This is a genomic window from Rhodanobacteraceae bacterium (assembly GCA_016713135.1).
GTDB lineage: Bacteria > Pseudomonadota > Gammaproteobacteria > Xanthomonadales > SZUA-5 > JADKFD01.
In genome coordinates this window covers 52,390-65,758 of record JADJPR010000016.1, presented here as the reverse complement: position 1 = coordinate 65,758, position 13,369 = coordinate 52,390, and the positions used below count along the sequence as shown (strand labels likewise).

The following is a 13,369-nucleotide window of genomic DNA, read 5'->3' as shown; positions in this document are numbered from 1 at the left end:
GATGAACGCCGAGAAGCTGATCGAGATGTATGACCGCGTCGCCGAGGCGCCGGACGCGATTCCGCGCCTGCGCAGGTTTGTGCTGGATCTGGCGGTGCGGGGGAAGTTGGTGGAGCAGGAGGCGGGGGATGAGCCGGCGACCGAGTTGGTGAAGCGAATTGCAGAGCTGAAGTCGGCTCTTGCGAACTCGGGGGCCGCAGTTCGAAGCTCCAAGTCGCTAACCGTGGTTGATGAACCACCTTTCGAACTTCCACGAAGCTGGCACTGGGCCCCGGTTCGAAGCGTCACGCGCGATCGTGGGCAAACGGTGCCGCGGTCCGCATTCACGTACATCGATGTCACCGCGATCGACAAGGAAGCCGGCATCGTCGCAGAACCCAGAGTGCTTGAAGCTGTCGAGGCGCCAAGTCGTGCGCGGAAAATCACCGAGAAGGGAGACGTGATTTACTCATGCGTGCGCCCGTATCTGTTAAACGTCGCCGTCATTGAGCAAGATTTCAATCCGCCTGCAATCGCTAGCACCGCATTCGCAGTCCTTGACGGACTAGGAATGCTCCTTCCCCGATACCTGTGGATCGCCCTTCGAAGTCCCTACATGGTGTCAGCGGTTGAGAATTGTCAGCGGGGGCAGGCTTATCCGGCGATCAACGATTCCGACTTCGCAGCGCTTCCATTGCCCGTTCCACCCCTCGCCGAACAACACCGAATCGTCGCGCGGGTCGACGAACTGATGACCCTGCTGGACCGGCTGGAGGCCGCGCGCGGCGCGCGCGAAGCCACCCGTGACCGCTTCACCACCGCCAGCCTCACCCGCCTCACCGCGCCCGACCCCGACACTCGCGTCGCAGACGCCCAATCCACCCTCGACGCACTCCCCGCTCTCACCACCCGCACGGACCAGATCAAGCAACTCCGCGAGACCATTCTCGAACTAGCGGTCAATGGCAAGTTGCTGAGCTCCAGCCACAAGGCGCGCTGTCGCCTTCGGGAGTTTCGAACGCTTCAAAACGGATACGCGTTCAAGAGTGAATGGTTCACGAAATCGGGGTCCGTTTGCTGCGGAACGCCAACGTGGGACATGGGTGCCTCAATTGGGAGGAGCCGGTCCACCTTTCTGAAGAGCGTGCCCCAGAGTTCGCGCGGTTCGAGCTTCGAGCGGGGATGTGGTTCTCAGTTTGGATCGTCCATTCATCTCGACTGGAACCAAGGTCGCCAGGGTTTCCGAAGCCGACCTGCCATGTCTCTTGCTACAGCGAGTAGGCCGCTTCGAAGAGAAGGCGCCCGGATTGTCCGACGCCTATCTGTTCCTTTGGGTGAACTCGCCTGACTTCAGTAGGCAGATCAATCCCGGGCGCAGTAACGGTGTGCCGCATATTTCTTCGCGCCAGGTAGAGGAAGTTGAAGTTGTTGTGCCCTCTCTAGTCGAACAACACCGCATCGTCGCCAAGGTGGACGAACTGATGGCCCTCTGCGACCGCCTCGAAGCCGCGCTCACCACCGCTGACACCACCCGCGCGCGGCTGCTGGAGGCGCTGCTGCATGAGGCGCTTGCGCCTGCGATGGACGAGGTGGCCTGAGGTGGCACGCTCGGCCGCGGATCTGACGCCCGGACAGGCGCTGATCTGGCGCGTGGTGCATCGCGACAATCTGCCGTGGATCCTCGATCACGGCGTGCATTGCGCCAACGGCGGAGTCACGGACCCGAACTATGTGCAGATCGGCAAGCCGGATCTGATCAGGGAGCGAAACCACCGGATGGTGCCAGTCGCACCCGGCGGCACCCTGGCCGACTACGTGTCCTTTTATTTCACACCGTTCTCGCCGATGACCTTGAACATCGTCACCGGCAGGGGCGTGACGCAACGTGATCGCGCGGAACTCTGCTTACTGGTGACGAGTCTTCATCGGGTCGCCGCGGAGAGGTTGTCATTCGTGTTCTCGGACCGCCACGCGTCCCTTTCCAAGGCGCGGTTCTCCAGCGATCTTGCGGATCTCACGTGGATTGACTGGCCAAGACTGCAGTCCCGCGACTTCCAACGCGATCCCGACGATCCGGAGCGCTTCGAACGCTATGAAGCCGAGGCGCTGGTGCATGCTCACCTGCCGCTGTCGGCCCTGCAGGGAGTTGTTTGCTACGACAGCGTGGTGCGTGACAGCATCGCCGACCAGATTCATCGTCGCTCGCTGAGCGTCAAGGCCGTGCTGCGGCCAGAGTGGTACTTCCCATGATCCGCTACACCGAAGCCAATCTGCTCGAGCCCGGCGCCGAGGCGCTGGTCAATACGGTCAACACCGTCGGCGTGATGGGCAAGGGCATCGCGCTCATGTTCAGGGAGCGCTTCGACGACAACTACGCGCGCTACCGTGCTGCCTGCAAGGCGGCGAACTGCGTGCGGGCAGCCTGCTGGTCACCGAGCCGGGAGAACTCCAGGGCCCGCGTTATGTGGTGAATTTCGCAACCAAGCAGGACTGGCGAGCGCCCTCGCGGATTGAATGGGTGCGATCGGGTCTCGAGGAATTGCGCCGGTTTCTCAATGAACATCGGGTGCGTTCGGTCGCCATCCCGCCGCTCGGTGCCGGCAATGGTGGGCTCGACTGGGCCGCCGTCCGGGTCGAGATCGAGCGTGCGCTCGCGGACATCGAGGGTACTGAGGTCGTTGTCTACCAGCCCACGACCCAGTACCAGAATGTCGCCAAGCGCAGCGGCGTGCTCAACCTGACCATTGCACGCGCCTTGATTGCGGAACTGGTGCGCCGCTACTCCGTTCTCGGTTTCGAGTGCAGCCTGCTGGAAATCCAGAAGCTCGCGTGGTTCCTTGAGCGCGCTATCCGCCAGCTCGGGCTGCCCGATCCGCTGGACCTTCGATTCGCCGCCGACCGCTACGGCCCTTACGCGTATCGGTTGACCAAACTTCTCGACAATCTGGACGGCAGCTTTCTGCGTTGCGACAAGCGCCTTGCCGATGCCAGTCCGTTGGACGCCATCTGGTTCGAGGACCGCCAGCGCGAGCGGGTGTCGGCCTTTCTGCGCAGCAGTGAAGCGGCGCCCTACCAGGACGCGCTGGAGTCCGTGTCTCGGCTGATCGACGGGTTCCAGTCGCCGTATGGCATGGAACTGCTGGCGACGGTCGACTGGTTGGTCAACCGCGAGGGAATTGCGCCCGAGACGGACTTAGTCCGCGCGGCTCTGGCCCGCTGGCCGGCGGGCCAGCCGCATGCAGAGCGCAAGGTGCGGCTGTTCGACGAGCGTTCGGTGGCGTTGGCGCTGCGTGCGCTGCAGCCTTTTCACAACCGGGCCGCGGCGCAAGGCCAGGTTGACGGAGCCCGGCGGGTAGCTGGTCGCTAATCCCGGCGTCGTCGCGGCGTTTCCGCAGGATCCGCTGGGTTGCCCGTGCCGGTGGCTCCGCCCGTAGAGGGCGGCAGTCGTCAGGTCCGCATGGCGCCGGCGGGGACACCGGCATTCCCTGGTGTGCTCGCCCGGCTGTCGCGGAGATGGGCGGTTGCGTGGCGCTTTGCTGGTGGGCCTGTGGCTGGGATGGGCGGGTCCATTCGGCGCCGCTGCTGCGGCTGTCGCGGCGAAGGGCCTGCCTATGCGGAATTGCGGGTACGCCTGTCAGCGGCATGGGCGGGGGCGTGTCGCGGTACTCACGCGCCTGTCGCGGCGATAGGCGGGCGTGTGTCGCGGTACTCGTGCATCCATCGCGGCGACAGGCTGGCGAGGTCGTCGCGACAGGCGCGCGGGTGGCGGGCATGGGCGCGCCGGGGTGGGGCGGGGGTTCGGGAGTTCTGGTTGATCGGCGTTCAGTCCGATTTAACCGGCGTGTCGTCGGGTGAGACAGTCGCGGTGTCTCATGGCCTCACGCCGGACGCAGGGTCCGGCCGGCGATCCACCCCAACGGGGCGCGGACGCCTTCCCGAGTCGCCAAGAGGAGATCGAACATGTCGAAACAGAACGTTGTGAACCTGAGCCTGAGTGAAGCCCAGTTGGACGCGGTGAACGCGGCGCTGACCACGCTGGAAACCCACCTCAAGGGGCTGGTCTCGCTGACCGCGGTGGACAAGCGCCGGCTGCGCAAGATGGGGAGCAAGAACGAGAGTTTCAGCCGTCAGGCGCTGCAGGTGATCAGCCAGAGCCCGCAGATGATCCCGCCCAACATCCCGGTCGATGAAGCGATCGCCAGTCTCCGGCTGCTGGATCAGTTGCGTCCGCTGCAGACCCGGTTGACCCGATTGTGCGAGCGCAGCAGCGACACCGACGCTGCGCTCGGGAGCGAGATCAGGGGCATCGCGCTGAAGGCCTATGGGTTGATGAAGATGTCGGGCGGCGCCGACGGCGTGGAGGGCTTGCGTAGGGGTTTGTCCACCCGCTTTTCCAACAAGCGCCGGGCCAGGCCGGTGGAAGCGCAGCCGCAGCGAGAGGCGGCGTAGCGCGACATCACTCGTCTTGTGGTGACGAAAGAGCCGCTCGATGCGGCTTTTCTCTTTCCTGATTCGTACCAATCCTCATCGCCGATGGACCGGCGATGCGAAAAGCGTTCGGACAAGGTCCGAACCCACAGCTGCCGCGAGCTTGCTGTGCGTGGGTTTGGACCTTGTCCAAACGCTGTTGCTCTTGGGCGCTCCGCGATGAGGATTGGTACGAATCAGGTTCTCTTTTTGCGGGGAGAATTGTTGGCGTCTGTGCTGCCTTTGGAGCATGGCAGGCTGGCTCGATGGTGCCGGCGGCGCGGGCGGCGATCTGGGGTTCAGTGCCCACTACTTCCAATCCTTGACGTGGTAGCGCGCCAGAATTTCCGCCAGTTTGCCACTCGTTCGGAGTTCGACTGTGCCCTTGTCGAACATCTCGACGAGCTCACGGCCGCGCGGTTTGCCGGGTGTGCAAGCGATGCGGACGTCCTCTGCACGCCGGGCAACGCCAAGAGAGATGAACTCGGCTGGATCGATCTTCGCCTTGGCGAGCGCATACGCAAATTCGTTGGAATCATCGATGTAAGCATCGGTTTCCGCCGCCACAAGCTGGGCGATGGCCTGCGCCTTCTCTGTCACTTCGAGCACGCGCCGCTTGTCCGTTCGATGTTCGGCAATGTACGCGTCCAGCGGTTCGCTGTAACTGTAGTACTCGTTGACGCTGAACTTGATCGAAGCGAGGCTCTCGACGCCGTCATATCGCCATGGGGTGCCGGCACGCCCGAAAAACAGATAGCCGGATTCGCCCCAGCTGGACCGTGCGAACAGCAGGTCCGGCGCGTCCCTGATTTCAGCGCCTACAACACAGTCGGCCTTGCCCTGACGCACGCTGTTCAACGCCTCTTCCCAGGGTGCGACGGCATACCGGATGGTGTGGCCATTGTTTGCGGCAATGGCCTCGGCCATTTCCACCATGTAACCCCTGTCTGGCGAATTGGGATCACCCGCATACGGGAGCCAGATATCCGACCGGATCTCCAGCACATCAGCGTGGGCGGGCATGGCGACCGCCGCCATCCATAGACTCAGGACGGTGCGTACCACGGCGACTCCGGGAAACGTCATGGCACTGGGCCCTTTCAAAGTGAACCAAGCATCCTGGCAAAGAGTATTGCAGAGCCAGGAATTGCGGGCTGTGCCCCACGCGTACCGCGTCTCCACCAAATCGCCGGAGAACCGCTGCGCGGTACTCCGGCCTACGCTCGGGGGAAGCGGCGCCTCAGGCCACCATCGCCGCGCCCGAGCGCTCCAGGTGTTCCTGGGCCAGTGCCAGGGCGTGTTCGTAGTCGCGGGCGTAGGCGAGTTCGCCGTCTTTCTCGACCATGCCCATGCGCGCGAGCACGCGGGTGGGCTGCGGCTGCAGGCCGGACAGGATCAGCAGGGTGCCGGCCTTGCGCAGCTGGGCCATGAACACTTCCAGGGTGTTGACGCCGCTGGCATCGACCATCGGCATCAAACGGGTGCGCAGGATGAAGACCTTGGGATAGCCGGTGTCGCGGAAGCTGCGCAGCGCGTCCTCCAGATGGCTGGTGGCGCCGAAGAACAGCGGGCCGATGATGCGGAAAGCCTCCACGCCCTGGGGCAGGCGCGAGCGCATGTCGGTGTCGTCGCCGGCCTGCTCGATCTCGTCGGCCAGCGAGTGGCCTTCCACTTCGACGGTGCTCGCCATGCGGTGCATGAACAGGAAGGCGGCGACCACCAGGCCCACTTCGATGGCGACCGTCAGGTCGACCATCACGGTCAGGCCGAAGGTGATCAGCAGCAGCGCGCGGTCGCCGACCGGCGCGTGCAGCAGATGGCGGAAGCGCTCGATCTCGCTCATGCCCCAGGCCACGAGCACCAGCACCGCGGCCAGCGCGGCCAGCGGCACATAGGCCATGATCGGCGCCAGTGCAGCATGAACACCAGCACGAACACCGCGTGCAGGATGCCGGCGATCGGGCTGCGCGCGCCGGCGCGCACGTTGGTGGCGGTGCGCGCGATGGCGCCGGTGGCGGGCAGGCCGCCGAACAGCGCGGAACCGATGTTGGCTGCGCCCTGCGCGACCAGTTCCGCGTTGGAGCGGTGGCGCTGGCCGGTCATGCCGTCCGCCACCACCGCCGACAGCAGCGACTCGATGCCGGCGAGGAAGGCGATGGTGAAGGCGTCCGGCATCAACGCGCGCAAGCGCGCCAGGGTCACTTCCGGCAGCGTGAAGTCGGGCAATGAACTCGGGAGTTCGCCGAAGCGGCTGCCGATGGTCTCCACCGGCAGGTTCAGCAGCAACGCTGCGAGGGTGCCGCCGACCACCGCGATCAGGAAGCCTGGCCACTTGGGCGCCAGCTTGCGCAGGGCCACGATCAATGCGATGCAGGCCAGCGCCAGGCCAAAGGCCGCGAAATTGAACGTCGGCGCGGCATCCCAGAGCGCGGCCATCTTGGGCCCGAACTCGGCCGGCACCTTGTCCATCTGCAGCCCGAACAGATCGCGCAGCTGGCTGCTGAAAATGATCACGCCGATGCCCGCGGTGAATCCGGTGATCACCGGCTGCGGCATGTAGCGCATCAACAGGCCCAGCCGCGCCCAGCCGGCGATGAGCAGCATCACGCCGGCCATGATCGTCGCCAGCAGCAGGCCGTCGTAGCCATGGCGTTCGATCACGGCGAAGACCACCGGGATGAAAGCCCCGGTCGGGCCGCCGATCTGCACCCGGCTGCCGCCCAGCGCCGAGATCAGGAAGCCGGCGATGATCGCGGTATGCAGCCCTTTCTCCGGCGTGGTGCCGGACGCGATCGCCAGCGCCATCGCCAGCGGCAGCGCGACGATCGCCACGGTCAGGCCGGCGATCGCATCGCGGCGCAAGTCCTTCAGGCCGTAACCTTCGCGCCAGGCGGTCAGGAGTTTCGGTTCGAAATGGGCTCGTAGCGACATCGCGGCATCCGGCGGATGGACCGCCCAACCTTAACGCCGTCGTCACCAAACCGGCATTCCACCTTGGTGGATTGCCCGGGAAAACGGATGGAATCCCTGAGCTGTTCCGGCGCCGTTTTCCGCGTTGCAAAATTGTGTGCGTCCGCACACGCGATCCTCGACCCGGAGCATCCGATGACAACTCATTCTCGCGTTCGCCTTTCGCGCACGCTGGCCGCCGGGGCCCTTGCCACCGGTTTGCTGGTCAACCTGTCGGCCAGTGCCGGTGATGACCTGCTGTTCAGCAATGGCTACGAACCGAACCCGTGCGCCGCGATCGGGCCTATCGGCTCGATCGCGGAGTGGAACTCGACGTTCTTGGGGCTTTGGCCGTCTTATAACTTCACCGCGCGGCTGTCGATCCCCACGAACGGCTACCTGGCGCTGCGTTTCACCGCTTCGCAGACAGCCGGGCAGTTCGGCACCCTGTATGCAAACGACGGCTTCCCGGGCGCCAACGGTACCGGCCAGGTTTCGATCTCGCGCACGCCAGGCTGCTTCGATCCCGCCTTCCTGGGCGCCAATTGCGTGTCGCAAGTCGCCGGGGCGCCTGGCGTTTCCTGGATCGTCGCGGCCTCCAGTTTGTCCTGTTCGCTGCAGCCGGGCGCGAGCTACTACGTCAACTTCACCATGGGCAACAACGCCGCCAGCCTGCGCGATGTGGTCAACGTGATGCAATGAGCGAGGGCGTGAGGGCGCGCCGGTAGATCGGTTTGGAGGGCACGAGGGCACGAGGGCACGTAAATGCGCTCTGTCGCACCGGACCGGCTCTGCGTGCCCCGGTGCCCTCGTCGAAACGTGGACACGCGCAATGGCGAGGGAAACCCACGTCTGTTGCGGGGGACACAACTACCCGGCCCTTGCCATGACCCCATCGAGTCGCGAGCCTTTTCGTGCCCTCGTGCCCTCGTGCCCTCGTGCCCTCGTGCCCCGCGCGCAGCCGGATTCATCCGGACATGCGCGCTGGGCGTTGCCAGGCTTCAGCGCGGGCAGGGGATTTCCACGCCGACGGCGTCGTAGCAGGTGCCGCTGTGCTGCACCCCCTGGCCAGTGGTCGCGGTGGTCTGGCCCTGGTAGCTGTTGCCTGAGGCCGCGGTGGCCGATGTGCCGCGGGTTGCCGTGGCGTTGCCCTGGCCATCGGTGCTGGCGCTGCCGCTGGTCGCGAAGCGGCCGCCGGCGGCGGTCTGCCCGGCCGCGCCGCCCTGGCGGCTCGCGCTGCCATCGGCGTTACGCTGGAACTGGCCGGCGCGCGCACCGTAGCCGCCGCTGGCGGTCTGCGCTGCGCCGCCGCTGGCGCCGGTCGCGTTGCCTTGGCCGTCGGTGGTGACACCGGCGCCGCGGGCGAAGCGGCCGCCGTTGGGGCCGGCACCTGCGCTGGCGCTGCCGGCGGTGGTCCCGCCGGCGGCGTTCGGGGTCGCGCCGCGGGCCTTGACGCGGCCGCTCTGGGCATCGGCGGGCAGGGAGAGCACCAGCGCGGTGGCGGTGGCGAGGGCGAGCAGGGCGGTCTGGATCAGCTTGTTCATGGTCTGGAATTCCTTGGGTGTGGGGTGGTTTCAGGGCGAAAGATGGAGCGGGGCGTAGCCCGGTGTGCGCGCGCAGCGCGTTCACCGGGTACTTGCGGCAAGCACCCGGAGAACCGCTGCGCGGTACTCCGGGCTACGAAAGTCCAGCTCAGCCGCCTTGCAGCACTTCGAAGGCGCGGATCGCGCGCTCGGCGCGCTCGCTGACTTCGATCAGGAAGGCGCGCACCTGCGCCTGCTGATCCGGGTTCAGCGATTCGTAAAAGGCGAGCCGGCGGTTGCGCAACTGGCGCTGTTCCAGCAGCGCGGCCAAGGCGATGGACTGGTACTCCTGGCCGATGGCCGCGAGGTCGGCGTCCGGCTCGGCCAAGGCTTCCTGGGTATGGTCGAGCTCGGCCTTGACCTGGTCCAGGGTGGCCTGGCGCAGCGCTTGCGCGTCGGCCTGGATCGCTTGCCATTCGGCCGCCTGGGCGGCAGTCAGCCCCAGTTCGGCCGCGGTCGGTGGGGTCAGCCGCTGCAGGAAGGGGCCGGCGAGCACGGGGCCAGTGCTGGCCAGGCCGGTGACGAGTGCCAGCGCCAACAGCATCTTGCGGGACATGGTGCATTTCCGGGTGAGCCGCCCGATTGGCGGCAGGGTCAGAATCCGGCTCAGCGGTAAGCGCTCTATGTGCGCGGACGCCGAGGTTGTAAGCGGATGTTTCCCGGCGCGGCTGCGCTCACGATTGCTCATGCGCGCGCTTGCCGCGCCCGGTCCGGGCCGCTACAAGGCAACCATGAACGACGAACGCATCCTGCTGGTGGACGACGACCCTGGTTTGCGCGATCTGCTGTCGCGCTACCTGGGCCGCGAAGGCTTCGTGGTCAAGGCCGTGGCCGATGGCGTACTCGGCAAGCGCGCGCTGGACCAGGGCCACTACGACCTGATCGTGCTCGACCTGATGTTGCCCGGCGAGGACGGCTTGACCTTGCTGCGGCGCTGGCGCGCGGAAGGCGTGCCGACGCCGGTGATCATGCTCACGGCCAAGGGCGACGAAGTGGACCGCATCGTCGGACTGGAACTCGGCGCGGACGACTACCTGCCCAAGCCGTGCAATCCGCGCGAGCTGCTGGCGCGCATCCGCGCAGTGCTGCGCCGCGTGGCCGCGGTGCCCGGGGCGCCGGTGGAAGCCGAGGCGCCGCTGCGCTTCGGCCGCTGCCAGCTCGATCCCTCTGCGCGCACCCTGAGCCGCGACGGGCAGACCCATCGACTGACCAGCGGCGAGTTCGCCCTGCTGGTGGCGATGGTGCGCCATCCACGCGTGCCGTTGACGCGCGATCGATTGATCAGCCTGGCGCGCGGGCGCGACAGCGATCCCTTCGAGCGCTCCATCGACGTCGCCATCTCCAAGCTGCGGCGCATGATCGAGGACGATCCGAAGGCGCCGCGGCATATCCAGACGGTATGGGGCCACGGCTATGTATTCGTCCCCGACTGAGGCGCAGCGCGCGCCGGGCGGCTGGCGCACGGTGCATCTGGTCCTGGCGGCGCTGATCGGATTCCTGGTGGTGCTGGCGGTGGCGGCGACCCTGATGCTGCAGAAGGCGGCGCTGCAGCCCTCGGTGCGCCAGTTGGCCTTGCCCCTGCTCGCGGTCGTGGAACTCGCCGACGCGGGCGACGCGGGTGATCCGGCGCGCGCAGCCCGCGCGCTCGAGCGCCAGGGCATCGAGCGCGCCGCGCGGCCGCGGCCGTCCGTGGATAAACTCCCGGTGCCTTTCCTTGAAGTGCTGGTCGCCTACCTGCGCAGCGAGAGCGGCCGCGCGGCGGAGATCGAGAAGGGCGCGGCCGGGAGCGTGCGGATCTGGCTGGCGAGCGCGCGCGGCGACTGGATCGGCATTCCGCTGGAGCCGATGCGCACCCTGGTGGCGCGCTTCGCGCTGCTGGTCGCCGCGCTCTCGCTGCTGCTGGCGTTGCTGGCGGCGTGGTGGCTGGCGCGCCGCCTCGCCGCGCCGGTGGAACGCCTTGCGGCGATCGCCGCGCGACTGCCGGAGCCGGTGGCTGCGGACGAATTCCGGGTATCGGGCCCGCGCGAGATCCAGTTGCTGGGCGACCGCCTGGCGCAGGCGTTGGGGCGCATCGAAACCCAGCGCCGCGAGCGTGACCTGATGCTCGCGGGTCTCAGTCATGATCTGCGCACGCCGCTGATGCGCCTGCTGCTGCGCATCGACCTGCTGGACGGCTTGCCGGAGGCTGAGCGCGAGGCGCTGCACGCGGACATCGGCGAGCTCGACCGCCGCATCGATCGCTTCATTGAGCATGCGCGCACCGGCGCCGAGGAGCCTTATACCCAGGTCGACCTGGTGCCACTGCTGCGGGCGGAAGTTGCGGCCAGCGTCGCACGCGGCCATCCCTGGGCCGAGCGCCTGCCGGAGCGGGCCCGCGTGCGCGGTCAACCCGGCGTACTCGCGCGACTGATCGCCAACCTGATCGACAATGCCGAGCAGCATGGCGCCGCGCCGTTCGCCGCCGAACTGGCCGGCGACGGCGGCCACTGGCGATTGCGTATCGACAACGCCCTGCGCGCGCCGGCTGACGAGTCCGCGGTCCTGCCGCACCGCGGCTTCGGCCTGGCGCTCTGCCGCCACATCGCGCAATCGCATGGCGGGCGGCTGGAGCACGGGGTGGTGGACGGCATGCATCGGGTCGACCTGTGCTTGCGTGGCGAGGACGGATCCGCGCCCAATAGCGGCCGTGAAGGTTAAGCTAGGCCTCCCAGTCGCCAAGGATCCGCCGCCATGACCGTCTGCCCCATTGCGATCGCTGTCGGCTGCAAGAAGTGCCCGGTGTTCGCGATCTGCCCGGCCACTCGGATCCTCGGCGACCAGCCGCCGAAATCGGCCGAGGCCGAGGCGCCCGCGAGCACGTCGAAGGCGGGCAAGTCGAAGAAGTAGGCTCGACGCGTAGCCCGGTGTACACGCCCAGCGCGTTCACCGGGTGCTTGCCGCAAGTACCCGGAGAGCCGCTGCGCGGCACTCCGGGCTACGCCCGCAGGGTTGACGCCGGTCAGCCGCCGTTTCGCAGGCCTGCGCAATGCTGGGCCATCGCTTCGAGGAGGTGCCGTCATGACTCGATGGATGCTGGGTGCGGTGCTGCTGGCCGTCGGATCGCTGGCGCCGGCCGCCAACTACCTGCAATGCGAGGACGTCGACGCCATCCGGCGCGGTCCGGATGCGCTGGCGGCGTTCATGGGCGCCGATGCGAGTCAATGCAGGCGCACCCGTGTGCACGGCACGGACACGCTGAACTGCGAACTCGCGCGGGCGAAGAGTGCCTTCGGGCTGGGTGTGGTCGAGGTCTCTGCCAGCCTGCAGGCGGGCGGGACGCGGCGGCTGGCGCTGATGTTCAAGGCCGGCGATGAGCGCGTGCGTCCAGTGGTCGAAAAGCGCCTCGGCCTGGAATTCGAGGCCGATCGCGGCGGCTGGCTGGCGTTCGCGCCGGACGATGTGACCCGGCGCTTCCGGGTGTCGGTGCGCGATGACGGCGCGACGCAACTGGCCTGCGAAGTCACCGGCGAGCCGGTGACGGAGCTGGCCGCGGCGGTTGAGGGTCGGCTCGCTTATCCCGGCGCAGCCAAGGCGCCCACCCGCGTGTGCGCCATCCCGGTCGATGTGTCGCTGCCGCTGCGCTGCACCGAGCTGCCGGCCAGACTCAAGAAGTTCCGCATCGATGGCCTGGCCGGCGCGGACTACTACCTCGCGGCCTATCCGCTGGAAGGCAACCCCGAGGGCATGGTGGCCGCGTTTGGTCGCAGTCTGCGCGACTGTACCGATGCGCCACCGGGCTGCGTGGCTGCGCTGCTGGTCCCGCTGCGGATCACCACCGGCATGACCCAGATCGACATCCGCATCGACCAGCGCTTCGCCGCCGTGCCCGAGCGCGTGGCACGGGTACGCGAGGGTCGCTAGTCGGGGGGATCGGACCAAAAGCCGAACGCAGAGGACGCAGAGGAAAAGCAGAGAGAACGCGGAGAGAGTCCGGTCCCCCCCCCCGGCCCCCCTCCTCCCCCCGCCGCCTTCCCCCCCCCCCCCCCCCCTCTTTCCGGGGCGGCGGCGGCGCAGGGGGGGGGGGGGGGGGGGGGTTCCCTCTTTTTTTTTTTTTTTTCGTTTTTTTGGGGGAAAAACCCCCTTCCCGCCCAAGGGGTTTCCTGGTGTTCGGTGAGAGCCCTTTTTTTTTTTTTTTTGCGTCTCTCCATGGATTGGCTGCCGGCATCGCGTCAATCAAGCCCACTGGTCGCGGCCCGGAAGCTTCGACTCTCGCGAGCGCACATTAAACCGCTGAAGAATGGCCGAATCGCCTTTTCCGCGTCCTCTCTGCTTTTCCTCTGCGTTCTCTGCGTTCCGCTTCTAGGTGGGTCTGCGAAGGTCCCTCTGGGTCCTCTGCTTCCTGCTTCTGGGTG

General features: G+C 67.0%; 12 protein-coding genes and 2 pseudogenes. 10 read left to right on the top strand and 4 right to left on the bottom strand.

What is annotated here, in order from left to right; translation table 11 throughout:
• Position 1: 1 nt before the first annotated feature.
• The 5 genes and pseudogenes from IPK27_13190 to IPK27_13170 all read left to right on the top strand — a co-directional run bounded on the left by IPK27_13190 (position 2) and on the right by IPK27_13170 (position 4,428).
• Positions 2 to 1,327, top strand: a complete 1,326-nt coding sequence (locus IPK27_13190) for a restriction endonuclease subunit S (protein ID MBK8068535.1) — start codon at positions 2 to 4, stop codon at positions 1,325 to 1,327.
• Positions 1,287 to 1,577 carry a restriction endonuclease subunit S gene (locus tag IPK27_13185; protein MBK8068534.1) on the top strand — a complete coding sequence of 97 codons (291 nt, stop codon included), beginning with the start codon at positions 1,287 to 1,289 and terminating at the stop codon, positions 1,575 to 1,577. The genes IPK27_13190 and IPK27_13185 overlap by 41 nt, the downstream gene beginning before the upstream one ends.
• Positions 1,540 to 2,229 (top strand): DUF4433 domain-containing protein, encoded by a 690-nt coding sequence (locus IPK27_13180; GenBank protein ID MBK8068533.1) that lies wholly within the window; start codon positions 1,540 to 1,542, stop codon positions 2,227 to 2,229. Before IPK27_13185 ends, IPK27_13180 begins: the two co-directional genes overlap by 38 nt.
• Positions 2,226 to 3,346: pseudogene (locus tag IPK27_13175) on the top strand (macro domain-containing protein). The gene IPK27_13180 and the pseudogene IPK27_13175 overlap by 4 nt, the downstream one beginning before the upstream one ends.
• 593 nt (positions 3,347 to 3,939) lie before the next feature.
• The gene (locus tag IPK27_13170) at positions 3,940 to 4,428 is read left to right on the top strand and encodes a hypothetical protein (protein ID MBK8068532.1); all 489 of its coding nucleotides are present in this window, start codon (positions 3,940 to 3,942) and stop codon (positions 4,426 to 4,428) included.
• A gap of 327 nt (positions 4,429 to 4,755) precedes the next feature.
• Here IPK27_13170 and IPK27_13165 read toward each other — a convergent pair whose 3' ends face one another.
• Both IPK27_13165 and IPK27_13160 read right to left on the bottom strand, forming a co-directional pair.
• Entirely contained in the window at positions 4,756 to 5,484 is a 729-nt protein-coding gene (locus IPK27_13165; GenBank protein ID MBK8068531.1) for a transporter substrate-binding domain-containing protein, read from the bottom strand.
• Positions 5,485 to 5,686: 202 nt separating this feature from the next.
• Positions 5,687 to 7,377 (bottom strand): annotated as a pseudogene (locus IPK27_13160) (STAS domain-containing protein).
• 87 nt (positions 7,378 to 7,464) lie between these two features.
• Between IPK27_13160 and IPK27_13155 the strand changes: the two are divergent.
• Entirely contained in the window at positions 7,465 to 8,097 is a 633-nt protein-coding gene (locus IPK27_13155) for a hypothetical protein (GenBank protein MBK8068530.1), read from the top strand.
• A 299-nt stretch (positions 8,098 to 8,396) separates the two neighbouring features.
• Here IPK27_13155 and IPK27_13150 read toward each other — a convergent pair whose 3' ends face one another.
• Entirely contained in the window at positions 8,397 to 8,939 is a 543-nt protein-coding gene (locus tag IPK27_13150; protein MBK8068529.1) for a hypothetical protein, read from the bottom strand.
• 148 nt (positions 8,940 to 9,087) lie between these two features.
• Positions 9,088 to 9,534, bottom strand: a complete 447-nt coding sequence (locus IPK27_13145) for a Spy/CpxP family protein refolding chaperone (GenBank protein MBK8068528.1) — start codon at positions 9,532 to 9,534, stop codon at positions 9,088 to 9,090.
• 175 nt (positions 9,535 to 9,709) lie between these two features.
• Here IPK27_13145 and ompR point away from each other — a divergent pair, with 175 nt between their 5' ends.
• From ompR to IPK27_13125, 4 genes are all read left to right on the top strand, one after another.
• The gene (gene ompR / locus IPK27_13140; GenBank protein MBK8068527.1) at positions 9,710 to 10,411 is read left to right on the top strand and encodes a two-component system response regulator OmpR; all 702 of its coding nucleotides are present in this window, start codon (positions 9,710 to 9,712) and stop codon (positions 10,409 to 10,411) included.
• Positions 10,392 to 11,675: a HAMP domain-containing histidine kinase gene (locus IPK27_13135; protein MBK8068526.1), complete on the top strand. Its 1,284-nt coding sequence runs from the start codon at positions 10,392 to 10,394 to the stop codon at positions 11,673 to 11,675. Before ompR ends, IPK27_13135 begins: the two co-directional genes overlap by 20 nt.
• Before the next feature lie 33 nt (positions 11,676 to 11,708).
• Entirely contained in the window at positions 11,709 to 11,864 is a 156-nt protein-coding gene (locus IPK27_13130; protein ID MBK8068525.1) for a hypothetical protein, read from the top strand.
• Between the two features lie 171 nt (positions 11,865 to 12,035).
• Complete coding sequence (locus IPK27_13125; protein ID MBK8068524.1) at positions 12,036 to 12,878, top strand: hypothetical protein; 843 nt, start codon at positions 12,036 to 12,038, stop codon at positions 12,876 to 12,878.
• Positions 12,879 to 13,369: the final 491 nt, after the last annotated feature.

Excerpts from the sequence above, each read along its gene's own strand:
- IPK27_13190 (MBK8068535.1), top strand. The coding sequence starts at position 2 with ATGAACGCCGAGAAGCTGATCGAGATGTATGACCGCGTCGCCGAGGCG.
- IPK27_13180 (MBK8068533.1), top strand. The coding sequence starts at position 1,540 with ATGAGGCGCTTGCGCCTGCGATGGACGAGGTGGCCTGAGGTGGCACGC.
- IPK27_13170 (MBK8068532.1), top strand. The coding sequence starts at position 3,940 with ATGTCGAAACAGAACGTTGTGAACCTGAGCCTGAGTGAAGCCCAGTTG.
- IPK27_13165 (MBK8068531.1), bottom strand. The coding sequence starts at position 5,484 with ATGGCGGCGGTCGCCATGCCCGCCCACGCTGATGTGCTGGAGATCCGG.
- IPK27_13155 (MBK8068530.1), top strand. The coding sequence starts at position 7,465 with ATGGAATCCCTGAGCTGTTCCGGCGCCGTTTTCCGCGTTGCAAAATTG.
- IPK27_13150 (MBK8068529.1), bottom strand. The coding sequence starts at position 8,939 with ATGAACAAGCTGATCCAGACCGCCCTGCTCGCCCTCGCCACCGCCACC.
- IPK27_13145 (MBK8068528.1), bottom strand. The coding sequence starts at position 9,534 with ATGTCCCGCAAGATGCTGTTGGCGCTGGCACTCGTCACCGGCCTGGCC.
- ompR (MBK8068527.1), top strand. The coding sequence starts at position 9,710 with ATGAACGACGAACGCATCCTGCTGGTGGACGACGACCCTGGTTTGCGC.
- IPK27_13135 (MBK8068526.1), top strand. The coding sequence starts at position 10,392 with ATGTATTCGTCCCCGACTGAGGCGCAGCGCGCGCCGGGCGGCTGGCGC.
- IPK27_13130 (MBK8068525.1), top strand. The coding sequence starts at position 11,709 with ATGACCGTCTGCCCCATTGCGATCGCTGTCGGCTGCAAGAAGTGCCCG.
- IPK27_13125 (MBK8068524.1), top strand. The coding sequence starts at position 12,036 with ATGACTCGATGGATGCTGGGTGCGGTGCTGCTGGCCGTCGGATCGCTG.